20 protein-coding genes and 1 pseudogene are annotated in these 22,128 nt (G+C 73.1%); 13 read left to right on the forward strand and 8 right to left on the reverse strand.

Annotated elements, in window-relative coordinates; genetic code table 11:
• Positions 1–31: 31 nt before the first annotated feature.
• Entirely contained in the window at positions 32–1,726 is a 1,695-nt protein-coding gene (locus AB0L95_RS18215) for a DUF885 domain-containing protein (protein ID WP_365162683.1), read from the forward strand.
• 111 nt (positions 1,727–1,837) lie between these two features.
• Here AB0L95_RS18215 and AB0L95_RS18220 read toward each other — a convergent pair.
• Positions 1,838–1,951, reverse strand: a pseudogene (locus tag AB0L95_RS18220) (3-ketoacyl-ACP reductase); the annotation flags it as partial.
• Between the two features lie 40 nt (positions 1,952–1,991).
• Positions 1,992–2,450, reverse strand: a complete 459-nt coding sequence (locus AB0L95_RS18225; RefSeq protein ID WP_365162684.1) for a rhodanese-like domain-containing protein — start codon at positions 2,448–2,450, stop codon at positions 1,992–1,994.
• Positions 2,451–2,574: 124 nt separating this feature from the next.
• Between AB0L95_RS18225 and AB0L95_RS18230 the strand changes: the two genes are divergently transcribed.
• Complete coding sequence (locus AB0L95_RS18230) at positions 2,575–3,021, forward strand: Lrp/AsnC family transcriptional regulator (protein ID WP_365162685.1); 447 nt, start codon at positions 2,575–2,577, stop codon at positions 3,019–3,021.
• Positions 3,022–3,042: 21 nt separating this feature from the next.
• Here the strand turns inward: AB0L95_RS18230 and AB0L95_RS18235 are convergent, their stop codons facing one another.
• Positions 3,043–6,036, reverse strand: a complete 2,994-nt coding sequence (locus AB0L95_RS18235) for an SMC family ATPase (RefSeq protein WP_365162686.1) — start codon at positions 6,034–6,036, stop codon at positions 3,043–3,045.
• A 31-nt stretch (positions 6,037–6,067) separates the two neighbouring features.
• Positions 6,068–7,225: an exonuclease SbcCD subunit D gene (locus tag AB0L95_RS18240; RefSeq protein ID WP_365162687.1), complete on the reverse strand. Its 1,158-nt coding sequence runs from the start codon at positions 7,223–7,225 to the stop codon at positions 6,068–6,070.
• 334 nt (positions 7,226–7,559) lie between these two features.
• On the opposite strand from AB0L95_RS18240, the gene AB0L95_RS18245 reads away from it, so the two are divergent.
• From AB0L95_RS18245 to AB0L95_RS18275, 7 genes are all read left to right on the forward strand, one after another.
• A complete protein-coding gene (locus AB0L95_RS18245) occupies positions 7,560–7,958 on the forward strand; it encodes a hypothetical protein (protein WP_365162688.1) in 399 nt (132 codons plus the stop codon).
• A 37-nt stretch (positions 7,959–7,995) separates the two neighbouring features.
• Entirely contained in the window at positions 7,996–10,371 is a 2,376-nt protein-coding gene (locus tag AB0L95_RS18250) for a hypothetical protein (RefSeq protein ID WP_365162689.1), read from the forward strand.
• An 85-nt stretch (positions 10,372–10,456) separates the two neighbouring features.
• Entirely contained in the window at positions 10,457–11,884 is a 1,428-nt protein-coding gene (locus AB0L95_RS18255; protein ID WP_365162690.1) for a hypothetical protein, read from the forward strand.
• Positions 11,881–13,239, forward strand: coding sequence for a serine/threonine protein phosphatase (locus AB0L95_RS18260; RefSeq protein WP_365162691.1), 1,359 nt, complete (start codon positions 11,881–11,883; stop codon positions 13,237–13,239). Before AB0L95_RS18255 ends, AB0L95_RS18260 begins: the two co-directional genes overlap by 4 nt.
• Positions 13,236–14,471, forward strand: coding sequence for a lipopolysaccharide kinase InaA family protein (locus AB0L95_RS18265; RefSeq protein WP_365162692.1), 1,236 nt, complete (start codon positions 13,236–13,238; stop codon positions 14,469–14,471). Before AB0L95_RS18260 ends, AB0L95_RS18265 begins: the two co-directional genes overlap by 4 nt.
• A gap of 42 nt (positions 14,472–14,513) precedes the next feature.
• A complete protein-coding gene (locus AB0L95_RS18270) occupies positions 14,514–15,224 on the forward strand; it encodes a vWA domain-containing protein (protein WP_365162693.1) in 711 nt (236 codons plus the stop codon).
• The gene (locus AB0L95_RS18275) at positions 15,221–15,646 is read left to right on the forward strand and encodes a hypothetical protein (protein WP_365162694.1); all 426 of its coding nucleotides are present in this window, start codon (positions 15,221–15,223) and stop codon (positions 15,644–15,646) included. The genes AB0L95_RS18270 and AB0L95_RS18275 overlap by 4 nt, the downstream gene beginning before the upstream one ends.
• A 111-nt stretch (positions 15,647–15,757) precedes the next feature.
• Here the strand turns inward: AB0L95_RS18275 and AB0L95_RS18280 are convergent, their stop codons facing one another.
• Positions 15,758–16,324, reverse strand: coding sequence for a hypothetical protein (locus tag AB0L95_RS18280; protein ID WP_365162695.1), 567 nt, complete (start codon positions 16,322–16,324; stop codon positions 15,758–15,760).
• Between the two features lie 61 nt (positions 16,325–16,385).
• Between AB0L95_RS18280 and AB0L95_RS18285 the strand changes: the two genes are divergently transcribed.
• Positions 16,386–16,868, forward strand: a complete 483-nt coding sequence (locus AB0L95_RS18285; protein ID WP_365162696.1) for a hypothetical protein — start codon at positions 16,386–16,388, stop codon at positions 16,866–16,868.
• Here AB0L95_RS18285 and AB0L95_RS18290 read toward each other — a convergent pair.
• The gene (locus tag AB0L95_RS18290; RefSeq protein ID WP_365162697.1) at positions 16,857–17,495 is read right to left on the reverse strand and encodes a YigZ family protein; all 639 of its coding nucleotides are present in this window, start codon (positions 17,493–17,495) and stop codon (positions 16,857–16,859) included. The genes AB0L95_RS18285 and AB0L95_RS18290 overlap by 12 nt on opposite strands.
• 285 nt (positions 17,496–17,780) lie before the next feature.
• Here AB0L95_RS18290 and AB0L95_RS18295 point away from each other — a divergent pair, with 285 nt between their 5' ends.
• Positions 17,781–19,772, forward strand: a complete 1,992-nt coding sequence (locus tag AB0L95_RS18295; RefSeq protein WP_365162698.1) for an amino acid transporter — start codon at positions 17,781–17,783, stop codon at positions 19,770–19,772.
• 64 nt (positions 19,773–19,836) lie between these two features.
• Here AB0L95_RS18295 and AB0L95_RS18300 read toward each other — a convergent pair whose 3' ends face one another.
• Both AB0L95_RS18300 and AB0L95_RS18305 read right to left on the reverse strand, forming a co-directional pair.
• Complete coding sequence (locus tag AB0L95_RS18300; protein ID WP_365162699.1) at positions 19,837–20,379, reverse strand: histidine phosphatase family protein; 543 nt, start codon at positions 20,377–20,379, stop codon at positions 19,837–19,839.
• A complete protein-coding gene (locus AB0L95_RS18305) occupies positions 20,376–21,059 on the reverse strand; it encodes a hypothetical protein (protein ID WP_365162700.1) in 684 nt (227 codons plus the stop codon). Before AB0L95_RS18305 ends, AB0L95_RS18300 begins: the two co-directional genes overlap by 4 nt.
• 188 nt (positions 21,060–21,247) lie before the next feature.
• On the opposite strand from AB0L95_RS18305, the gene AB0L95_RS18310 reads away from it, so the two are divergent.
• Both AB0L95_RS18310 and AB0L95_RS18315 read left to right on the forward strand, forming a co-directional pair.
• Positions 21,248–21,655: a CoA-binding protein gene (locus tag AB0L95_RS18310; RefSeq protein WP_365162701.1), complete on the forward strand. Its 408-nt coding sequence runs from the start codon at positions 21,248–21,250 to the stop codon at positions 21,653–21,655.
• A 110-nt stretch (positions 21,656–21,765) separates the two neighbouring features.
• A partial coding sequence (locus AB0L95_RS18315) for a transposase domain-containing protein (RefSeq protein WP_365162702.1) occupies positions 21,766–22,128 on the forward strand: 363 nt, incomplete at its 3' end.

A 22,128-nucleotide genomic window follows, 5' to 3' on the forward strand; every position in this document is an offset into this window, starting at 1 on the left:
CGGACCACGTCACCGTATGAGGATGGTCCGCATGTCAGACACCACCAGGAGACTTCTGCCCCGGGAGGTCGCCGACGCCTATGTCGACGACCTCGTCGCCCTCGACCCGGTCACCGGCACCTACCTCGGTGTGAAGGAAAGCGCGAGCAAGCTGCCCGACACCTCGCCCGCGGGACAGGAGGCGCTCGCCGAGCTGGCGCGGGCGACCCTCGCGCGGCTCGACGAGGCGGAGCGCCTACCCGGCGCGGACAGTGACATCGAGCGTCGGTGTGCGCGGCTGCTGCGCGAGCGGCTGACCGCGGAACTCGCCGTGCACGAGGCGGACGAGGGCCTCAGGGCGGTGGGCAATATGCACACCCCGGTGCACTCCGTGCGTGACGTCTTCACGCTCACTCCCACCGCGACCGAGGAGGACTGGGCCGCGGTGGCGGAGCGGCTGCGGGCCGTACCGGCCGCCCTGCGCGGCTACCGCGAGTCCCTCGCCCTGGGCCTGGAGCGCAAGCTGCACGGCGGCCCGCGCGCGACCGCGACCTTCGTCGAGCAGCTCACCGAGTGGTCGGACGTGGACGGCGAGGGCCACGGCTGGTTCGAGGACTTCGCCTCGCCGGGGCCGGCGTCGCTGCGCACGGAGCTGGACGAGGCCGCGCGTGCGGCGTCCGCGGCCGTCGTCGAGCTGCGGGACTGGGTGCGCGATGTGTACGCACCCGCGGTCGAGAGCGCGCCGGAGACGGTCGGCCGCGAGCGCTACGCCCGCTGGGCCCGCTACTTCAACGGTACGGACCTGGACCTGGACGAGGCGTACGCGTACGGCTGGTCCGAGTACCACCGCATTCTCGGCGAGATGAAGAAGGAGGCCGAGAAGGTCCTGCCCGGCGCCGCGACGCCGTGGGTGGCGCTCGCGCACCTCGACGAGCACGGCGCCCATGTCGAGGGCGTCGAGGAGACCCGCGCCTGGCTCCAGGGTCTGATGGACGAGGCGATCGAGGCGCTCGACGGCACGCACTTCGAGCTCGCGGAGCGGGTACGGAAGGTGGAGTCGCGCATCGCGCCGCCGGGCAGCGCCGCGGCGCCGTACTACTCGGCGCCGTCCGCCGACTTCTCCCGCCCGGGCCGGACCTGGCTGCCGACGATGGGGCAGACCCGGTTCCCGGTGTACGACCTGGTCTCGACCTGGTACCACGAGGGCGTGCCCGGCCACCACCTCCAGCTCGCCCAGTGGGCGCACGTGGCGGAGGACCTCTCGCGCTACCAGGCGACGGTGGGCGGTGTGAGCGCCAACCTGGAGGGCTGGGCCCTGTACGCCGAGCGCCTCATGGACGAGCTGGGCTTCCTCACGGATCCGGAGCAGCGGCTCGGCTATCTGGACGCCCAGATGATGCGGGCGGTCCGCGTGATCATCGACATCGGCATGCACCTGGAGCTGGAGATCCCGGCCGACTCGCCGTTCCATCCGGGCGAGCGCTGGACGCCGGAGCTGGCGCAGGAGTTCTTCGGCGCGCACAGCAGCCGTTCGGCCGACTTCGTGGAGAGCGAGCTGATCCGCTACCTCTGCATGCCCGGCCAGGCGATCGGCTACAAGCTCGGCGAGCGCGCCTGGCTGCTGGGCCGCGAGAACGCCAGGAAGCGTCACGGCGAGGCGTTCGACGCGAAGGCCTGGCACATGGCGGCGCTCTCGCAGGGCTCTCTGGGCCTGGACGACTTGGTGGACGAGCTGTCCCGGCTCTGACCACACCCGCGAGCGACCGGGCCCGCGCCACCGGCGGGGCCCGGTGGCGGCGGTGCGGGTCAGTGAGCGGGCGCAGTGGGCGCCCGGCGTGACGACGCCTGGCACGCACGCGTGGGCCGGCATGGCGGCGTTGTCGGTGTCGAGCGTGCCGTCGGCGCCGCGGAGCGCGTGGTCGGCGCCAGGGATGTCGGTCCGTCCGCCGAGCGCCCGCGCGGCCCTCGCGACCCGTGCGGGGGGCGACTGCGTCAGGGCCTTCCCGGCCCGGTCAGCAGCCGCAGTCGTCCGCTACGGCCGCGGGTCCGGGTCCCTGCCCGGTGTCGTGGGCGAGTCCCTCGCGCACCCAGTATTCGTACCCGCCGAGCATCTCCTTGACCTGGAAGCCCAGTTCGGCGAGGGCGAGGGCCGCCCGGGCCGCACCGTTGCAGCTGGGGCCCCAGCAGTACGTGACCACCGGCACGGACCTGTCCAGCAGTTGCCCGGCCCGCTCGGGGATGAGCGCGGTCGGCAGATGGACCGCGCCGGGGACATGCCCCCGGTCCCACGCCTGCGTCGAGCGTGAGTCGATGACCACGAAACCGGGGTCGCCGCCCGCCGACAGCGCGGCGGCGACGTCGGCCACATCGGTATGGAAGGCGAGGCTCGCCCGGAAGTGGGCGGCGGCGGTGGCCGGGTCGGCCGGAGCGACGCCCAGGACGGCGTTGACGGCGGCGGGGCTGGTGGTCATGGGTGGGCCCTTCTCTCGCTGATCTCGATGTGCCATGAATCTATGGCCGTTGACCGACTGTCTGAAGGCGCGATCCACGGCACACCCCTTGATCTGCCGGGGATTCCCCTGCTATCTCTCCGTGATGACCACGTATTCGCCTGACGCCACCGACTGGCGCATTCTCGACGTCCTGCAGCGCGAGGGCCGCGCCAGCTATGCCGAACTGGCCCGTGCCGTCTCCATGTCCGCGAGCGCGGTCACCGAACGGGTCCGCCGGCTGGAGGAGGCAGGCGTCATCAAGGGCTATGCGGCGGTGGTCGACGCCGAGCGCCTGGGCCTGCCGATCCTCGCGTTCGTCCGCCTGCGCTACCCGAACGGCAACTACCGTCCGTTCCACGATCTCGTGGCCACGACACCGGAGATCCTGGAGGCACACCATGTCACCGGGGACGACTGTTTCGTCATCAAGGTCGCGGCGCGCTCGATGCGCCACCTCGAGGAGGTGTCGGGCCGGATCGGCGCGCTGGGTTCGGTGACGACGAGTGTCGTCTACTCGTCACCCCTCCCCCAGCGTCCCCTCGGCCGCTGACCGGCTCCCGTCGAACCCGCCTCAGCCGGGTCCCCGCTGTCGTACGGCCGACCCCGTCCTGCCCTTGACTATCTCCAGCTGCGCGTGGATGCGGCGCCGCAGGTCCGCGACATGGCTGACGATGCCCACGCTGCGGTCCCGCTCCCGCAGGGAGTCCAGCACGTCGAGGACCTCGTCGAGGGTCTGGTCGTCGAGGCTGCCGAACCCCTCGTCGATGAAGAGGGTGTCGAGCCGGACCCCGCCTGCCTCGTCGGTGACGACGTCCGCGAGGCCCAGGGCGAGGGCGAGGGAGGCGAAGAACGTCTCCCCGCCGGAGAGCGTCGCGGTGTCCCGCTCCCGCCCCGTCCACGCGTCGACGACATGGAGTCCGAGGCCGCTGCGGCCGCGTCCCGAGCGGTCGTCGGAGTGGACAAGGGTGTAGCGGCCGGAGGACATGCGCTGCAGCCGCACGGTCGCGGCGGCCGCCACCTGTTCGAGGCGGGCGGCGAGCACATACGACTCCAGGCGCATCCTGCGTTCGTTGTCGGCGGAGGTGCCGGCCGCAAGGGACGCCAGCCGGGCCACCCGGTCGTACTCCTCGCGCAGCGGCGCGAGTCGCCGTACGGACGCGGTGGCGCGCCCCGACAGCCGGTCGAGTTCGGCGCAGCGGCTCACCGCCGCGTCCAGCGCGGAGACCGCCTCCTGGAGGCGCCGGGCCGCGGCCCCGGCGGCCCGCTCGGCGGCGGCGAGATCGGCGGGCGGCTGTTGCGCGGCGGCTGTTGCGCCGGCCTCGGCCAGCATCAAGCGCACGGCGGCCTGTTCCTGCTGCCAGGCGTCCAGTCGGCGCTGCAGCTCGCGATGGGCCGTGTCGTCCAGGAGTACGGCGGCCGCGGCGTGCGGGGTGTCGAACCCGGCGCGGAAGGCCACGTCGGCCAGGCGCGCGTCGGCCTCCTTGAGTCGCTGTGCGGCGTCCTGAGCGGCCCGGGCGGCGTCGGCCGCGTCGGTGAGCAGGGCGGCCCGGCGCTCCAGCTGCGCCGAGCGCGCGGCCACGCTCACGGCGTCGCCCCGCGCCTGGGCCAACTCCTCCTCCAGCGTGAGCCGTTCCCTCTCCAGGGCCTCCCTGCGGGAGGTCCGGGCCGCCCCGCGCACGGCGGCTTCCTGGCGGGCCGCGGTCCGCCGCTCCCGCTCGTGCTCGGCCCGCCTCAGGTCCTCCTGCGCCGCGTGCAGCCGGGAGGCGCCTTCGCGGGCGATGCCGTAGCGCCGCTCCATGTCCTCCGCCCGCGCGGCGAGTTCGGCGGTCGGCTCCTCACCGGCCTCTGCGGTGGCGGCGGCCAGCGCCTCGCGTACGACGCCGAGCCGCCGTTCGTCCTCGGCGCGCTGCTCCTCGGCGTGCCGATGTGCGGCGAGAGCCTGCTCCTCCGCCTCCCGGTCGACATGTCCGGCGACCTTCCGCGCGGGCGCGGGGTGGTCGGTCGCGCCGCACACGGCGCAGGGTTCGCCGTCGACGAGTCCGCTGGCGAGTTCGGCGGCGATGCCCTTGAGGCGCTGTTCCTTGAGGTCGAGCCAGTGCTCATGGGCCGTGAGCGCGCGTTCCCGTGCGGCGAGGGCGCAGGCCTGGGCGGCGTCGGCCTCGTGGGTCAGCCGGTCCCGCTCGCGGGCGGCCGCCAGCCGCTTGCGCGCGGGCTCGCGCTGCACCGCGAGCTGCTCGGCCCGGGCCGCGTCCTCCTGGGCGGAGTCGATCCGGGCCTGCAGGCCCGAGCGGGTCTCCTCCCACTCGGCGAGCCAGTCCTCGGCGTCCTGGAGGGCGGCCTCGTCGGCGCGCTCCTCGCGGTCCAGACCCGTCCGTTCCGCGGTGAGGGCGGCCAGCCGCCGCTCGGCACGGCGGGCCGACTCCAGTCCGCCGAGCTCCTCGGCGGCACGGCGGGCGGCGGCGGCGAGACCGGCCGCACCGGCGTTCGCGAACGTCTCCGGGAGCAGGGCACGCGTGCGTGCCTCCTCGGCGACGGCCCCGCGGTGCTCGGTCTCGGCGGACTCCCGAAGATCGAGGGCGGGCGCCACGGCCTCGGCCTTCCGGGAGCGCTCCATGCGTCCCTGCGCCTCCCGGTGGGCGTCGGCCCGCTGTTCGAGCAGGGCCGCGCGCTCCCGGGCCTCGGCGAACCGGCGCTGGAGCCGGGCCCGTTCGCGTACGTCGTCGAGAGCGCGCTCGGCGGCGGTCACAGCCCACTCGGCGGCCGTCCGCGTGCACTGTGCGATCGTGAGCCGCTCCCGGGCCGTGCTCCGGGCGACGGCGGCCCAGCCGAGGACGGCGGTGGCGAGGCCCGGGTCGCCCGGTGCCAGATCCGGCAGGGGCAGCGGGTCGCCCGCGGCCTGCTGCATCCGGTGCGCGTCGGCGAGCAGTGCCGCGTCCCCCTCGCGCACCTCGGCCTCGGTGGCCCGGCGCCGCTCGGCGAGGCGCTTCTCGACCTCGGCGAAGCGGCGGGTGTCGAAGAGGCGGCCCAGCAGTTTGCCGCGGGCCTCGGCGTCGGCGCGCAGAAAACGGGCGAAGTCGCCCTGCGGCAACAGCACGACCTGGCAGAACTGCTCACGGCTCATGCCGAGCAGCTGGGTGATCTCCTCACCGATCTCCTGGTGGGAGCGGCTCAGATCCTTCCAGGCGCCATGGGTGGCGTCGTACTCGCGCAGCCAGGTCTGTGCCTTGTCGGTCGTCGTGCCGGTGCCGCGCTTCTTGGGGCGCTCCCACGGGGGCTGCCGGGTGATCTCCAGACGGCGTCCGGCGACGGTGAGTTCGAGCCGGACCTCGGTGCGGGTGCCCGGCGCCGCGTGGTCGCTGCGCAGGGTGAGGCCCTGGCCGCTCTGCCGGGCGCCGGGAACGGCCCCGTACAGCGCGTAGCACACGGCGTCCAGGACCGAGGTCTTGCCCGCGCCCGTGGGTCCGTGGAGCAGGAACAGTCCGGCGGCGGACAGCGCGTCGAAGTCGACGCCCTGGGTGCCGCCGAAGGGGCCGAAGGCGGTGATGTCGAGCCGGTGCAGCCTCACAGGGCTCCCTCCGTGTCCCGGGCGTGCGGGGTCACGCGACCTCCCGGACGGTCTCGTCGGCGCGGACCGCGTCGAACGCGTCCTGGAGCACCGCCCGTTCGGGTGCGTCGGGTCCCGCTCCGCGCACATGGGCCACGAAGTCCTCCGCGATCTGCTGGTCGGAGCGGCCCGCCAGCCGTCGCGCGTACGACGCGGCGGGGTCCTCGGGGGCGCGCTCGGGGTCGAAGACGAGGCTGAGCGTGTGCGGGAAGCGCCCGGCCAGCCGGGCCATCGGCTCGGCGGGCCGCACCGGGTCGGTGAGCGTGGCCTCCAGCCAGGCCTCCTCGTGGCGCTCCAGCTCCGGATCCGCGAGGAGGTCCTCGAGTCTGCCCCGGATCCGGGCGAGGGGGCGCGGCACCGGGCAGTCGACCCGGTCCGCCGTCAGGGAGCCGTCGGCCCCGAGGTCGACGAGCCACATGCTCTTGCGGTGGCCGGCCTCCGAGAAGGAGTACGGCAGCGGGGAGCCGGAGTAGCGCACGCGCTCGGTGATGGTCTGGCTGCCGTGCAGATGGCCCAGGGCCGCGTAGTCCACCCCGGCGAAGATGCCCGCGGGCACCGCGGCGACCCCGCCGACCGTGATGTCCCGCTCGCTGTCGCTGGGCTCGCCACCGGTGACGAAGGCGTGGGCGAGGACGACGGAGCGGGTGCCCGGCGGGCGCGTGGCGAGGTCGGCGCGCACTCGGTTCAGGGCGGCCGCGAGCACCTCCTCGTGGCCTGCCTTGGTGCTGAACTCGTCCTTGACCAGGGCCGGTTCGAGATACGGCAGGCCGTAGAAGGCGACGTCCCCGTGGGTGTCCGCGAGCATGACGGGGGTGCCGCAGGCGGCGGGCTCGGTGCGCAGATGGACGCCCGCGCGGCCGAGGAGACCCGCGCCGACGCCGAGGCGGCGCGCCGAGTCGTGGTTCCCGGAGATCATCACCGTGGGCACGCCGAGGGCTGCGAGGCGGTGCAGGGCGTCGTCGAACAGCTCGACCGCGGCGAGGGGCGGCACCGCCCGGTCGTACACGTCTCCCGACACGACCACGGCGTCCACGCCACGCTCGCGCACGGTCGCGACGAGGTGGTCGATGAACGCGGCCTGGGCGTCGAGCATGTTCACGCGATGGAACGCCCGTCCCAGATGCCAGTCGGAAGTGTGCAGCAGCCTCATGATCCCCGAGACTAACGGCCGGGTCTGACATCACGGGCGGATACTCCCGTTTCGGCCGCCCCCTCCCCCCTCCCGAGAACCGGTTGGTCCCCCTGTTTCCGACGCACCCTTTTTGAGCCAGCTTTCCCACCTGTACGTTTCGGTTGCCACTGGTGTCACCGGTGCCCGTGGCCGCAGGAGCGGCTTCGATTCCCTGGTGACACCCTGTCGACCCCCTGGACGCCCGAGTGATGGTCCAGTGACTTTCGGCCAACGTGACCGGAGCCACTCCGCGGCTCGCACTCCTCGCCCTAAATTGACGCCCCTGTTCTGTGCAATCACTCAGGGGAACGGCATGGATCCAGTGACGGCCGTCGCGGCGGCGGGGGTGGCGCTCGTGGTCAAGGGCGCGCTCGAAGCGGCGGGTGAGGAGGCCGGGCGGTCCGGCTGGAGCGGTGGTGCACGGCTCGTCGAGCGGATCCACGCGAGGTTCCGCGGCAACGCCTCCGCCGAGGACGCCCTGGACCGCGTGACCCGTGCCCCGGACGACGAGGGCGCCCAGCAGGACCTGGAACGGCAGCTGGCCGCCCAGATGCTGCTGGACGCGGCCTTCGAGACGGAGATCCGGCGGCTGGTCGACGAGGCCGTCGCGGCACAGGGCCGCTCCGGCGCGCAGATCAGCGCGGCGCTGATCAAGAACGCTCAGGTCTTCAACGGCAAGGTCGAGGTCCAGGGGGACTGGAAGACGTCGTAGAGCCGAGTCGGCGGCGACCGAAACCGAAGGCCGCAGCATGAGCGAGGAGTCGTCTGCCGAGAGCCCCCGCGACGGGGACAGAGGCAGCGTGCACACGGACGATCCGTCGAGGGATCGCAAGCACACCGGGAGAGGTTCCGCCGAGGACGGCGGAGCGCCGGAACCGGAGGACGACAGGGCGTCGCCTGCCGATTCCCCCGCCACTCCCGATGTCCGTACCGCCGCCGAGGAGCGGGACGGACCGGTCAGCGAGCAGGACGCGCTGCGCGCCCTGGCGGGGGACGCGGCGCAGGACGACGCGGAGCGGTCCGACGCCCTGCGGGCGGGCGCGATCGCCGACTCCATCGCCCAGCGGCTCAACGCCGACGCCTCGGGGATCCGCATCGGCACCCTGGCACTGTTCAACGAGACGGTCCGCTTCGGCGGCGGATTCCACACGGGCGGCACCGAGGGACCGTGGCCCCAGCTGGGCGGTGTGTCCGTGCTCACCATGGACGACGCCGAGATCACGGGACACACCGAACTCTTCGTCCAACCCGACGGTTATGACGACGCCCTGGAAGCCCTGTGCCATCGGGACCTGCTCGTGCTGACCGGCCCGCCGGGCAGCGGGCGGGAGGCCGCCGCGGTGAACCTGCTGACCGAGTCCATGGCCCTCGACGACGGCGGCGAAGGCGGCTGCCACCGGATTCTGCGGCCCGCGGCCCTGCTGGAGGCGGGCTGGCAACCACCCGTCCGTCACGCTGGATACCTGGCGGCGGTCGAGGACGGCCCGGCCGGAGCGCAGGAGTTGGCGGCCGCGCTCGGCGGACCGGGAGCGGTCACTTTGGCCGGTGCCGCCGGCGGCACCGCCGCCCAGTGGGCCGCCGTGGCGGCCGCGCTGAAGGCCGCCGGTTGCCGTCTGGTGCTGACCGGCGGGCACGACCTCGCCCTGCTCGCGGCCGGCGGCGGCGACCGGGTCGCCCGGCGGACGCTCGCCCCGGCCGACCCGGTGACCATCGTGGAACGGCGCGTCCTCGGCTACCGCCCCACCACGGACGCGCACGCGGACCTGCAGGCGCTGCTGGAGAGGACCGGCGCGGTGGGAGCGCTGCGGGAGCAGCCCGCGGCCCGCGACGCCGACCGCCTGGCCGCCGTGATCACCGCGGGGGGCGACGTGGCCGGGGAGGTGGCGCGCCTGCGTGACCCCAGCGAGCAGGTGCGCGCCTGGTTCGACCTGCACCGTGGGCCCGAGGCGGTCTCCTTCGCCCTCGCCGCGGCGGTCCTGGAAGAGAGCACCTATCTCACCGTCGCGGACGCGGCGGTGCAGTTGCGCACGCGCCTGGCCGCACCCGAACCGGCGCCGCCGGACCTGAGGTTCGGGGACCGGATCGGCCACGAACAGCAGTGGATCCGGCTCGAACTGCCCGAGGACGACGGCTCCCCGGCCGGTGCGCCCCGGGTGCGCTTCCGCAGCGCGCTGCTGGGGCAGGCGATCCTCGCGTACGCGTGGAACGCGCTGGACGGCCGCCGTGACGCCGTCCTCGGCTGGCTGCGCCGGCTCGTGAACCACCAGGATCTCGAGGTGCGCGCCCGGGCATCGGTGGCCACCGGTGTGCTGGCCCTGGCCGATCCGCACTATGCCGTGCACCGGTTCCTCAGGGAGTGGGCGGGCGGTACCTCCTGGCCGCTGCGGCAGGCCGCCGCCACCGCCCTGGGCGTGGCCGGCAGCCGTCCCGAGACGGCCGAGACGGTGTGGGAACTGCTGCACGAGTGGGCGCGCGGCGACAGTTCCGCATTCCGGAGGCGCCTCGCCGGAACCGCGGCGAACGCCGTCGGCGGACTGCTCGGCCGTACCTCTCCCGAACGGGCCGTGGCCGTGCTGCGCAGCGCACTGGACCGCCAGGACGACTGGGGGACGCTGCCGTCAGTGGCCTGGGGCGGCGTCCACCTCATCCACCAGGGGCAGGCGGCGACCCTGCTCGACGCCTATCTGGAGTGGTCCCAGCCCCAGGATCTGTCCCCCATGGTCGTCAAGTCTCTGTCCGCCTTCGTGTTCGCGGTCTCCCGGCCCTACGAGCAGCCCGTCATCGACACCGGTGACACGGACCGCCCCGGTCCGCCCGGAGTTCCCGTCCTGCTGAGCGGACTTCCCCGGCACCGCGACCGGCTCGCGGAGCTGTGGGCGCGGGCGCTGGCCCGGCGACCGGTGCAGGACTCCGCGCTGAACGCCCTGCACCAGTGGATCGACGAATACGCCGGGCGATCCCCGGGGGCGCTCGACGAGATCGGCACGCTCCTCGTCTCCGTCGCCCGCAGACCCGGACGGCACCGCGAACGGCTGCTGTGGTGGCTGGCGGCATGGGCTCGCGACCGGGACCGCCCGTCGGCCGACGCCGCCCATGTGCTCCGGGTCGTGGAGCGCGGTTCATGAGCGGACGCGGACCACGGCCCGAAAGACGCCCGGACACATCACCGCATCCGACACCTATCCCGGCATCAAGCCGAGAGGGGGAGGCATGGAGGAACAGACCTACAACCCGGTCCTGGAAGTCGAGGAGCTGCCCAAGTGGCGGCTGACGAACCCGCTGCGGCCACCGGCTCCGGGCCGCGCTCTGGTCCTCGTCCGTGACGGCGGACCTTCGCTGACCGTCCGCAGCGACGAGGAGATCCCGTCGTCCCGGTTCGGGGCCTACCGCAGCGTGTTCACGGTCGACATGACCGAGCACCGGCTCATCCTGGACATCCCTCTTCTCAGCCGCGACCCCACGTTCTCCTTCCGCAGCCGGGTCGACCTGGTGTGCCGGGTCGCCGACCCGGCGGAGGTGGTCGCGCGCGGGATGCGCGACATGAGCGGCGCGCTGTACGGCTATCTGCGCAGGACCCTGCGCTCGGTCGCCCGGGACTACGACATCGCCGAGTTCCACGAGGCGGAGACGGCCCTGAACGCGGCCCTCGCCTCCTTCCGCGGGGACGACGCGATCCGGCTGCGCGACATCCAGATCGAGTTGCTCGTCGACGAGGACGAGATCGCGGCCGGCGGCAGGGAGTTCCGGGACGTGGTGCGCGAGACCCGGCTGGAGGGGATGCGGCGCAAGCGGCACCTCGACATGATCCGGGAGGAGGGTGTCGACGGACTGATCGCCGGGATCCTGGAGGAGGAGGGCCCCCGGGCCGCCCTCGTATGGATCGAGAAGAGCGAGGCGGACAAGCGGGAGATCCGCCGCGAGGTCATGCGCATGGTCCTGGAGCGCGGCGACGCCGACCGCGAGCCCTTCGAGCAGGCGGCGCTGGAGCGGGCCGTTCTCGACGAGGTGCTCCGGGACGGCGACGGACTGTTCGAGACAGCGACCCGCCGGGGGCGGTTCCGCGGCAGCCTGGCACGGGCTTTGGAGGCCGGCGCGGACGACCCGGCCGGGCCCGAGGACGGCTCTCGGGAGCGGGAGCCGCTCCGGGGCGAAGTGATCCGCGACCGGTACGAGGGGCACGCGGACCGTCCGTCCGTCCGCGGCGGCGCGGCTGACCCGCCGGACTCCCGTCGCCGGGACGGACGGCCGGGTGCCCCTCGGATACGGGTCTCCGGGCCCGCCGACGTCCGGCCGGGCGACCGCACGGCGGCCGGGCCGCCCGAGGACGAACCGCTGCCGGGCGGGGCGGGACCCGTCGGCCGTGTCCGGCGGCCGGCGCGGCCTCCGGTCTCCCCTGCGGAGACGGACGGCGGCACGGCCGGTCCGGCTCCGGGGGCGGACCGCCGCACAGCGGGCTCGGCACGGGGCGGACCCGGTCGTCCGCACGGCAGCGCGGACGGGGCGACACGCGTCGGCCCCCGCCCCGAACCGGAGCCCGTGACACCGCCCGCCCCCAGGGTGAGCCGCGTACGCGGCACCGCCAAGCGCCCCGGCGGCGGCACCCCCGGCACCACGGCCCAGGACGGGGAGCGTCGATGACCGAGCACGAGCAGTCGGCGCAGCGCCAGGCGACGTCGGGCCCACCCCCGGCCACGGCCGGGCCCCGGAACCACGCGCCGGCTCCTCCGGCCGGCTGGCCCGCCCCGTCCCGCGCACCGCAGCCACCGGTCCCGCCCTCCCCCCAGCAGTCGGCTCCTCCGTCGGAGCCGTACCAGCCGACGCACCCGTCGTCGCCGCAGGCGGCGGTGGTCGAGGCTCCCCCCGATGCCGACCGCCGGGCCACGGATCCCGACGGGCAGCGGCCCGGACGTCCCGCCGGCCCGCTTCCCCCGGGGATCTGGCGGGAGAGCGTCGAGGGCCTGCTGGCACTGTCCGTGTGGACCGAGCGGGTGCCGCACCGCGGTGAGGACGCGGAGCCGTTCGTCGCCCACCACTGGGCGGGCGGCCAGGGCCTGCTGGCGGTCTTCGACGGATCCGGCGGCTCCGGGTCCGCGTCCGTGTGGCAGGCACCGGACGGCACGCCCCGCACCGGTGCCTGGGTCGGCGCCAGGGTGGCGCGCCTGGCCACGGACTGCTGGTTCCGTGAGGTGGCGACCGGCGGCGAACCGGCCGTGCCGGAGAGCTTGCGCGAATACCTCCAGTACTTCCTGGCCTTCGCACCGCAGCGCCGTAGCAAGATCGGCGGCACCATGCGGCGACTGCTGCCCACCACCCTGGCCGCCGTGCACTATCGGCTGCGCGACACCCCCGTCGGTCAGGAGGTGGAACTCCAGCCCCTGTGGGCCGGGGACTCCCGCGCGTATGTGCTGCAACCACAGCTCGGGCTACGGGTGCTCACTCGGGACCACACCCGGGAGAGCGATGCGCTGGAGCTGCTGCGCACGGATCCGCCCATGACCAATCTGGTCTCCGCGGACCGTGAGTTCGAGATCGACAGCCGGCGGCTGGCCTGTCGGCTCCCCTGTGTTCTGGTGGCCGCGACGGACGGCTTCTTCGGCTATGTGCACACCCCGGCCGACTTCGAGCTGCTGCTGCTGCGCACCCTGCACGAGGCCCGCCACGAGGAGGAGTGGGCCGACCTGATCCGGCGCGAGGTGCAGGCCTACACCGCGGACGACGCCTCCCTGGCCGTACTGGCCCTCGGCTACCGGCATTTCGAGGATCTGCGCGCCCGGTTCACGGCACGCTTGGGAGAGATGACCGAGCGGTATGTACGCACCAGGCCCCGGGGGCTGGACCGGCTCTCCGAGGCCGGGACGGCGGCCGGCCCGTCGGCGCAGGAGGATTCCGCGGATCTGCCGGCCCGGGTCCGTGCCTGGCAGGAGAGCACCTGGCAGGAGTACCGCCCCGGTTACGAGAGCCATCTGCCCCCGGCACCCGAGGAGCACGGATGAAGCAGGGCGATGTCATCGGGGGCTACCGCATCACGAGCGAGCCCACCAACGCCAACGGCGGAAAGTGCATGTGGGCGTTCGCCGAGAAGGGCGGCGGCCAGTACTTCGTCAAGAGGTTCCTGGAACCCAAACGCCCCCGCGACGACGACACCCGGGACACGCCGAGCCTGCGGATCCGCCGCCAGCTCGCCCGCGAGTTCGAGGAACGCCACCGCACGATCATGAAGCGGCTGCGCCCGGACGCGCGCGGCGGCGGCAATCTGGTGCTCGCCATCGACTTCTTCCACGAGGGCAGCACCTACTACAAGGTCACCGAGCGGATCGACACCTCCAGCCTGGAGAAGCCACAGGCTCTGGAGCCGCGCCAGAAGATGGTGCTCCTGAAGACGCTCGGGATGAGCCTGAAGCAGTTGCACGACATCGACATCGTGCACGGCGACCTCAAGCCGCTGAACGTGCTGGTGCAGAAGCGGGACGGCGCCGCGTTCCACACGGCGAAGCTCATCGACTTCGACGACTCGTACGTCTCGGGCGCGCCGCCGGCCCCCGAGGACATCGCGGGCGACTCCCTGTTCGGGGCCCCGGAGTGGCGCCGTTATCTCCAGGGGGACGGCTCGGTCGGCCCGGAGCACCTGACGTGCGCGGTGGACGTGTTCGCGCTCGGGGTGATGACCCACCTGTATCTGACGGGCGACCTGCCCCACCACGACCGGCGGTACGGGTCTCCGGCCGACGCCGTCAACGCGGGCGCACGGCTGGACCTGGACACCCGGCTGTCAGAGCCCATGCTCGGGCTGCTGCGCGCCATGACCGCCCGTGCGTCCGGCAGCCGGCCGCGCATGGCCACGTTCCTGAAGACCCTGGCGGACCCGAAGGTGTGCGCGCTCCAGCACCGGCGCCCGGGCACCACCAAGCCGGAGACCGCGGCGAAGAGCACGACGGGGAGCACCGACGGCACGCCGGAGCCGCCCGGGCCGACGGCCCTGGGCCGGCGGCCCAGCCGTATCAAGGCCAACCTCAAGTCCACGAGGCCCCCGGGCGGCGGGCGGACCGCCCCGGTCCCGCCCCCGGCGGACCCGGCCCCGACCGTGCCCGACGAGACGCCCGCGGCTGAGCCCACCGCCGCCCCGACGCCTCCGCCGCCGTCCCCCGACGCGTCGGCACCCCGGACCTCGCGCGTCCGCATCAACCTCGGTGGCCGCACCCCCGGCTCGGGCCGCGGCTCCTCGTGACCACGTCCGCCGACATCCGCCGCACCACTCAGGAGACTCCGTATGAGCGCCAACATCGAGCAGTACCAGGGGAATCTGCAGTACGCCGTCGACATCGTGCTGTGCGTCGACGCGACGGGAAGCATGTTCCCCGTCCTCGACAACGTGAAGTCGAGCGCCCTGCAGTTCCACGACCGGCTCAACGACGTCATGGGCAAGAAGGGCAAGGCGATCAGCCAGCTCCGGCTGAAGGTCATCGCGTTCCGCGACTTCGGTGACGACGCCTCGGACGCCATCCAGCAGACCGGTTTCCTCCGTCTCCCGGAGCAGGCGAAGGACTTCGAGGCGTTCGTCCGGGGCATCGACGCCTCCGGCGGCGGCGACATCCCCGAGTCGGGCCTTGAGGCGCTCGCCCTGGCTGTCAACTCGCCCTGGGAGACCGGCCTGGACCGCAGAAGGCACGTCATCGTGATGTTCACCGACGCCCCCGCCCATCCGTTGGGCACGGTCGGTACATCCGCCCAGTCCTACCCGGCAGGCATCCCGCGCAGCATCGACGAACTGTTCGAGCAGTGGGGGTACGCCCGCAGCCAGACGGCGGTCATGGAGCAGTCGGCGAAGCGGCTGGTGCTCTTCGCACCGGACGAGGCCCCCTGGTCCGACCCGATCGCGGAGGAGTGGGATCTCACCCTCCATTTCGCCTCAAAGGCGGGCGAGGGACTGGAGGAGTTCGAGATGGACGAGATCATCGAGACGATCGCGAACAGCCTGTGACGCTCGACTGGCCCGACTTCCAGCTGCACTGCAGCGAGGAAGGCTATCTGACGTTCACCTGGCCCTCGTTCAGCCAGGTCAGGTCGCATGCCGGGAACTGCGCCCACATCAGGCTGGTGCCGCAGGGCTCGGACGGCGCCCATCAGTGGATCTTCCAGTTCCGGACCCCCCGGAGCCCGACGCCCGGGCTCGTCGTGATCCGGGTGGATGTGCCACCGGACCGCGTGGGGGAGGCGGAGGACTACGCCGAGGTGCTGCGCCGCCGGTACGGGATCCCCGACCGCCCGGACGACACCGCCGAGGACGCGGTGCTGGAGCGGGTGCCGCCGGGCACACGGGAGTGGATCGTCGCCTCCGCCGGAGCGGCGTCCGAGGAACTGTTTCGGCATGTGATGGCACGCGTCGCCGACGACCCGGGCTGAACCCCCGGAAGCAGTACGGGAGTCGGGCGGCATCCGACGGCCGACGGCATGACAGGGAGGACACCGGCGAGTGGCGGCATCGGCGAACTGGCGTTGCGCGGACTGCGACACCTACAACGCCCCCGCGGAGACGTCCTGCGGGACGTGCGGCGGCAGACGGCGCGGCGCCGCACCCCGCGCGACCTCGACGACGTCCAAGCCGGCCGCCAAGCCGGCCGGCGGCTCCGGAGCGTCGGGGGCCTCGCGTCCCGCCGCCAAGCGGCCGGGGGCCGCCCGGCCGACGGCCGACTGGCGCTGCGCGAAGTGCGACACGAACAACGCCCGTACGGACCTGTCGTGCATCGTGTGCGGCACCGGCTGGAAGACAGCCACCAAGAAGGCTGCGACGAAGTCCGCGGCGTCCGCGAGGACGACGGCGAAGAAGACCACCGACCGCAAGCCGGCTCCCAAGAAGCCCACACCGAAGAGGATGCCGTCCGCCGGCGCGCCCGACCGCGACCCGACGCCCCCGCGCACCCCGCCCCCTCCCCGGTCGCCACGCACCTCGGCCGCCGCCCGTCCCCCGTCCCCGTCTCCGTTCTCGTCCGGTACGACGCCGGTCGCCGCCTCCGGTACGGGCAGCGAGGAGGCGGTCTTCTTCCCGTCCTCGCCCTCCGCCGGATACCGGCCGCCCACCACGACCCCCGCGGCTCCCGCGCCCCCTTCTCCGGGACCGGTTCTTCCCCCGCGCCCTCCGACGGTGACGCGGCCGGCCTACCCCCCGCCTCCGGCGAAGCCGAAGTCCGGCTGCGTCCCGGGCTGCGTCGTCGTCCTTCTGCTCCTCGGCGTGCTGACCTTTCTCACCCGGGGCTGCGGAAACCTCTTCGAGTCCGGCGCCTCGCCGACTCCGGACAGCTCGGCCGCGACGAGTTCCACCGCCTGTCCGGGGCGCATCGCGGGGCAACTCCCGCGCGGCGACGGCGCCGTGCTGGTCGCGGCGTTCCACACCGCGCACCACCAGATCACGCTCTGCCGCACCCGGGCTGGCTCGCTGTACTACTTCGGCGAGTTCCTCGACAGACGGGCGAAGGGCATCGCCATGAAGGCCGAGCGGACGAGCGACGGCTACGAGGCCCGCAACGGCGTGTACCGCTACGAGATCCACGACGGCGTCGTGACCGTCTACCGGTCCGGCACGCAGATAGACGAGGAGCACGTCACGCCGGAGCCCTCACCGTCCTGAGTGCGCGTCCCCGTAGGCCTCCCCGCCCAGTTCGAACCCGGCGGTGCCCGCGGTGGCGTCCGCGAGCCAGGCCCGGAAGGCCTCGACGTCGGCGTCGGGGAGTCCGATCTCGATGGTGACGGCCTCGCCGTAGCGCACGTCGCGCACCTCGCGGCCGGTCGCCCTGAGGTCGTTCTGCACCTTGCCCGCGCGCTGGTGGTCCACCGTCACGGTGGCGAGCCGGAACCGGCGGCGGGTCAGGGTGCCGAGCGCGTCCAGGGCCTCGCCGACGGCTCCCCCGTAGGCCCTGATGAGCCCGCCCGCACCGAGCTTCACCCCGCCGTAGTAGCGGGTGACGACGGCGACGACGTACCGCATGTCGCGGCGCAGCAGCATCTGGAGCATGGGGACGCCCGCGGTGCCGCCCGGTTCGCCGTCGTCACTGGCCTTCTGGATCGCGGCGTCGGCCCCGATGACGTACGCGAAGCAGTTGTGGGTGGCGTCGGCGTGCTCCTTGCGGACCCCGGCGATGAAGTTCTGTGCCTCCTTTTCGGTGGCGGCCGGGGCGAGGGCGCACAGGAAGCGGGAGCGGTTGACCTCGGTCTCGTGCACGCCCGCGCGGGCGACTGTGCGGTACTCGTCCTGCATCACGCCAGCCTATGCGGCGCTCCCGGAAGCACCGCACGAGGGCGCCTCCGCGCCTTCCGCGCCCTCCGATTCCCCGCAGGTCCCGGCCCTCCCGGCCCCTCCGAGCAGGTGTGCGACACATCTCACCGATTCGCTGCACCTCGGCGCGTCCGCCCCCGAGGGGCCGGGCACACTGCCCCGTGATGGATACTCGCTCGTCGTTGCCGGGTTCCGGGCCGTCCAAGGCCCGGGCCGGAGCCGCGGCCTCGCGAGGCCGCCCGAGCGAGCACAGGAGAGAGCGTAAGCATGACCGGCACCCAGGTGGAGAGTCCGGACGCCGCCGAGCCCGGCCAGTTGCCGTCCGCCCCCGCCAAAGTCCGCTGGCGGGCCTGGCTGCTGGACGGCCTGAGCGAGCGGGCGGCCCGGCACCCGGGCCCGCACGCCACCCCGGACGCCGCGCACGAGGGGCATCCCTGGTGGCGCGTCATGTGCCTGACGGGTGTGGACTACTTCTCCACCCTCGGCTACCAGCCCGGTATCGCCGCCCTCGCGGCCGGCCTGCTGTCGCCGCTCGCGACCCTCGTGCTGATCGCGCTGACCCTCTTGGGCGCCTTGCCCGTCTACCGCCGGGTGGCCCATGAGAGCCCGCACGGCGAGGGCTCGATCGCGATGCTGGAGCGGCTGTTGCCGTGGTGGGCGGGGAAGATCCTCGTGCTGGTGCTACTGGGCTTCGCGGCCACCGACTTCATGATCACGATGACTCTGTCGGCCGCGGACGCCGCCGCACACGTCGTGGAGAACCCGTACGCCCCGCGCTGGGCGGACGGCGCCAATACCTGGATCACCCTGTTTCTGCTCGCCGCGCTCGGCGCCGTCTTCCTGAAGGGGTTCAAGGAGGCTATCGGCATCGCGTTGGCCCTGGTGGCGACCTATCTGAGCCTCAACGTGATCGTGCTCGCGGTCGCCGTCTGGGAGGTGCTGAGCCACCCGGTGAAGATCGGCGACTGGACGGACGCGATGACCGCCGAGCACTCCTCGCCCCTCGCGATGATCGGTGTGGCGCTGCTCGTCTTCCCGAAGCTGGCGCTCGGCATGTCCGGCTTCGAGACGGGCGTTGCGGTGATGCCGCAGATCAAGGGCGATCGCACGGACACCTACGACCATCCGGCCGGGCGAGTGCGTGACACACGGAAACTGCTCACCACGGCGGCGGTGATCATGAGCTGTCTCCTGCTGCTGTCCAGCCTGGCGACGACGATCCTGATTCCGCAGGACGCCTTCAAGAGCGGGGGCCCCGCCAACGGACGCGCGCTGGCCTATCTCGCGCACGAGCAGCTGGGCGGGGCGTTCGGCACGGTCTACGACGTCGCCACCATCGCGATCCTCTGGTTCGCGGGCGCCTCCGCGATGGCCGGGCTGCTCAACCTGGTGCCGCGCTATCTGCCGCGCTACGGCATGGCCCCGGAGTGGACCCGTGCCGTGCGGCCCCTGGTCCTGGTCTTCATGGTGGCCGCCGTGGTCATCACGCTGTGGTTCCACGCCGATGTCGACGCCCAGAGCGGCGCCTACGCGACGGGCGTGCTCGTGCTGATGCTCTCCGCGGCGTTCGCCTCGACGGTCGCCGTGCACCGGCGCGGTCACCGGGCCGCCGCGCTCGGCTTCGGAGCGATCACCGCCGTCTTGATGTACACCCTGGTCACGAATGTGATCGAGCGTCCCGACGGCCTCAAGATCGCGCTGATCTTCATCCTCGCGATCCTGATCACGTCGTTCGCCTCGCGCGTGCACCGCGCCTTCGAACTGCGCGCCGCGACCGTCACCTTCGACGAGCCGGCGACGAGGTTCATCGAGGCGGCGGCGGCGCGCGGGCCGCTGCGGCTGATCGCCAACGAGCCCCAGGAGCACAGCAGACGGGAGTACCGCGCCAAGGAGTACAGCCAGCGCGAGCAGACCCATATCCCGGACGGGCGGCCGGTGCTGTTCCTGGAGGTGTTCGTCACCGACTCCTCGGACTTCAGCGCCGATCTGACGGTGCACGGCGACGAGAAGTACGGGGTGCGCAGGCTGAGGGTGTCCGGGGCGACCGTGCCCAACACCATCGCGGCCGTCCTGATGGAGCTGCGCGACCGCACCGGCCAGGTGCCGCACGCCTACTTCAACTGGACCGAGGGCGCCCCGTTCAGCCATCTGCTGCGCTTCCTGGTGTTCGGCGACGGCGAGGTCGCTCCGGTCACCCGCGAAGTGCTGCGCCGCGCCGAGCCGGACCCAGCGCGCCGCCCCCGCATCCACGTCGGATAGCTGTTTCTTCCCAACGCTGTTTCTTCCCGTAGCTGCTTCGTCCCGTAGCTGCTTCGTCCCGTGGCTATTTCTTCTCGCCCCTCGGCACGGTCATCTCCGTCAGGAGTGCCCTGCCGGGGGCGAGGACCTCCCAACTGACGCCGTGGGCGGCGAGGACGGCGATGGCCGCTGTGGGGAACTTCGTCCTGACGCGCTCCAGCGTGTCGTCGAGGCCCTGGCCGGCAAGGGCGAGCACCAGGTCCGTCAGCTCCGGGTTGTGCCCGATCAGCAGCAGTGTCTCCACCTCGGCGGGCGTCTCGTGCACGGCCTCCAGCAGATCGGACAGGTCGGCGGCGTACAGCCGCGGGTCGAACCGTACGGGTGGCGGGGTGCCCCACTGGGCCGAGGCCAGCTGCCAGGTCTGGCGGGCGCGCACGGCGGTGGAGCACAGCGCGAGGTCGGGCAGGCAGTCCGCCTCGGCGAGGGCACGCCCGGCGGCCGGGGCATCCCGGCGGCCGCGTGGCGCGAGGGGCCGTTCATGGTCGGCGACACCGTCGGGCCACGCGGACTTGGCGTGCCGCAGGACCACGAGTCGGCGCAGCGGGCCGTACTCGGCACGGGTGATCATGCCCGGGCCCCGATCTCGCGGGCCAGGTCCAGGCCGAGCAGGCGGTCGGCGTAGGCATAGGTCTCGAAGCGTGCGCCGGCTGGCAGGTCGTCGTCACCCTCCACGCGCCCCAGCACCTCCAGGACGGCCGGTACGTCGAGGTCGTCCTCCCAGGCGGCGCGCAGTTCCTGCCGCACCTGTTCCGGGATGGGCCGCGAGGGGTGAACCGCCCAGTCGGCGACGGCGCCGCGCCAGCGCCCGAGTGTGTCGTGCGCCGCGGTCAGGGCGGCCGGGTCGAGGTCCACGGGGTGGCGGCGGGGGCGGGCGAGCAGGGCGAGGCGTACGGCCGACGGCGAGGCGGCGGTGTCGGCGGGTCCGGTGGCCGGGGCGACCTCGATGCGCACCCCGTCGGGTGCGGTGTGCCCCGCCCCGACCACATGCAGGGCGCGGCCGAGACCCGGCGCGTCCGGCTCCGCGGGGCGGATGCCGAGGGCGTCGGCGCGTTCGCGGAGGGAGGTGGACGGGGCCGCGACCGTGACCACGGGCGTTCCGCCCAGTTCCAGGGCCCGGGCCAGCACATCGGCCATCAGCAGCACCCTCAGCGCAGCGGTGTCGGCCCCGGTGACATGGGCGTGAACACGGACCAGGCCGGGGCGGACGCCGGTGGGCTCGCCGTCGCGGGCGTCGATGATACGGAGCACGGAGCGAGCGTAGGCGCACAAGCGCCCCGGCGCAGGGAGGAGGGGCCCGTTCCGGGCAGGGGGCGGACCACCGTACGGTCGTGGGTGGCGGTCGTCGCTGTGCGGGGAATCCCTCTGTTCCGTGCGCGGTTGCCCCACAGCAGACGGCGCGGGTCCGCCGCGTCGCGGGACGTCGAAGGAGACCGGCCGTGTACGGCGACGCAGCAACGATCCGCAAGATCCTCACCGATCGGGGCGACACCTGGGCGATCGTGGGCCTGTCCGGGAACCAGGGCCGTGCCGCCTACCGGGTCGCGGCGGTCCTTCAGCGCTTCGGCAAGCGGATCGTGCCGGTCCATCCCAAGGCGGAGACGGTCCACGGCGAGCAGGGATATCCGTCGCTGGACGCGATCCCGTTCCCGGTGGACGTCGTCGACGTCTTCGTCAACAGCGACCTGGCGGGCCCGGTGGCCGACCAGGCCGCCGCGATCGGTGCGAAGGCCGTCTGGTTCCAGCTGGACGTGATCGACGAAGGTGCCTACGAACGCACGCGCGCGGCCGGTCTGGACATGGTGATGGACCGCTGCCCGGCCATCGAGATTCCGTTGCTGGGCTAGTCCCAATGCCGTGTAGTGAGGCGTGTGGCTGATGTGTCAAGCGGTCTGAGAACAGACGGAGCTCCTGTGAGAACCGTGTCGACCAAGATCACTGTTCAGCAGGAGCTCCGTTGGACGCCAAGTCTGTCATTTCTCATGAGGTAGTGGTTGCCGCGGGGCCGTTCGCGCCCGGTCATCTGGGCGAGTTGACGCAGCTCGTCCCGTTCGAGATGGTCGACGAGGTCTTGGCCGAGTCCGGCAGGACCCAGCAGCGGATACGGAACTTGCCTTCGCGTGTGGTGGTGTACCTGCTGCTGGCCGGGTCCTTGTTTCCCGGGATCGGCTGGAAGCAGGTGTGGCAGCGGCTGACGGCCGGCCTGGAAGGACCGGCGACAGCGGCTCCGACGGCCGGCGCGCCGGCGCAGGCCCGCAGGAGGGTCGGAATCCGGCCGCTGCGTGATCTGTTCGACCTGCTGCGCGGACCGGCCGCGGGG

The organism is Streptomyces sp. NPDC052036, assembly GCF_040680495.1.
GTDB lineage: Bacteria > Actinomycetota > Actinomycetes > Streptomycetales > Streptomycetaceae > Streptomyces.

Coding starts and splice junctions, on each gene's coding strand:
- AB0L95_RS18270 (WP_365162693.1), top strand. CDS start 14,514: ATGAGCGCCAACATCGAGCAGTACCAGGGGAATCTGCAGTACGCCGTC.
- AB0L95_RS18250 (WP_365162689.1), top strand. CDS start 7,996: ATGAGCGAGGAGTCGTCTGCCGAGAGCCCCCGCGACGGGGACAGAGGC.
- AB0L95_RS18225 (WP_365162684.1), bottom strand. CDS start 2,450: ATGACCACCAGCCCCGCCGCCGTCAACGCCGTCCTGGGCGTCGCTCCG.
- AB0L95_RS18230 (WP_365162685.1), top strand. CDS start 2,575: ATGACCACGTATTCGCCTGACGCCACCGACTGGCGCATTCTCGACGTC.
- AB0L95_RS18295 (WP_365162698.1), top strand. CDS start 17,781: ATGACCGGCACCCAGGTGGAGAGTCCGGACGCCGCCGAGCCCGGCCAG.
- AB0L95_RS18245 (WP_365162688.1), top strand. CDS start 7,560: ATGGATCCAGTGACGGCCGTCGCGGCGGCGGGGGTGGCGCTCGTGGTC.
- AB0L95_RS18260 (WP_365162691.1), top strand. CDS start 11,881: ATGACCGAGCACGAGCAGTCGGCGCAGCGCCAGGCGACGTCGGGCCCA.
- AB0L95_RS18265 (WP_365162692.1), top strand. CDS start 13,236: ATGAAGCAGGGCGATGTCATCGGGGGCTACCGCATCACGAGCGAGCCC.
- AB0L95_RS18255 (WP_365162690.1), top strand. CDS start 10,457: ATGGAGGAACAGACCTACAACCCGGTCCTGGAAGTCGAGGAGCTGCCC.
- AB0L95_RS18215 (WP_365162683.1), top strand. CDS start 32: ATGTCAGACACCACCAGGAGACTTCTGCCCCGGGAGGTCGCCGACGCC.
- AB0L95_RS18240 (WP_365162687.1), bottom strand. CDS start 7,225: ATGAGGCTGCTGCACACTTCCGACTGGCATCTGGGACGGGCGTTCCAT.
- AB0L95_RS18300 (WP_365162699.1), bottom strand. CDS start 20,379: ATGATCACCCGTGCCGAGTACGGCCCGCTGCGCCGACTCGTGGTCCTG.
- AB0L95_RS18290 (WP_365162697.1), bottom strand. CDS start 17,495: ATGCAGGACGAGTACCGCACAGTCGCCCGCGCGGGCGTGCACGAGACC.